Raw genomic sequence first — 755 nt, 5'->3', positions numbered from 1 at the left:
ACCATCAGCGCCATCAGCAGCGAGGGGATCGCCATCACCGCGTCATTGGTGCGCATGATGAACTCGTCCGAGCGACCGCCGAGATAGGCCGAGCCGGTGCCGATGATCGCCCCGCCGAGCGTGCCGATCACCGTGGCGACGACCGCCATCAAGACCGTCGAGCGCGCGCCGTCCAGAAGCCGGCTGAAGATGTCGCGGCCGTATTGGTCGGTGCCCAGCCAATGCTCGGCCGAGGGGCCCTTGTAGCGGGCGAGGGCTTGCATGTCCTCAGGCCCGTAATGGGTCAGATAGGGGCCGAAGACCACCGCGATCAGGATCAGCCCGACGACGAGGCAACCCAGTGCTCCCTGCGGGCTCCGCAACAGGCGGCGCAGAAAATCAGTCATACTGGATCCTCTTGTCGAGCCACGCATACATGAGGTCGGCGGCGAAGTTCACGATGGAATAGGTGGCGGCCATGATCATCACGCCGGCCTGAATCACCGGCAGGTCACGGGCCTGAATGGCGGACATGAGCGAGCGGCCGATGCCGGGGATCGAGAAGATTTCCTCGACGACGATGATCCCGCCCAGAAGGTAGCCCACGTCCAGCGCGACGATGGTGATCGTCGGCAGCAGGGCGTTGCGCAGCCCGTGGCGGAACAGCACCCGGCGCGGCGTCAGGCCCTTGAGGCGCGCGGCGCGGATGTAGTCGGTGTGCATCACGTCCACGAGCTCGGATCGGACCATGCGCGAGACATGGGCGATCATCATCA

Annotated in this window: 2 protein-coding genes; both read right to left on the bottom strand. The window is 65.4% G+C overall.

Translation table 11 applies throughout. The annotated features are described in order from the left end of the window. The coding region (locus BTA51_RS29750; RefSeq protein ID WP_371333264.1) for an ABC transporter permease at positions 1-386 on the bottom strand (386 nt) is incomplete at its 3' end. Continuing rightward, on the bottom strand, positions 379-755 hold a 377-nt coding region (locus BTA51_RS29745; protein ID WP_141215742.1), incomplete at its 5' end, for an ABC transporter permease. The genes BTA51_RS29745 and BTA51_RS29750, both read right to left, overlap by 8 nt.

The organism is Hahella sp. CCB-MM4 (genome assembly GCF_002260525.1).
In the GTDB taxonomy this organism is placed as follows: Bacteria; Pseudomonadota; Gammaproteobacteria; order Pseudomonadales; family Oleiphilaceae; genus Hahella.
This window is presented reverse-complemented; position numbering and strand designations above follow the sequence as displayed.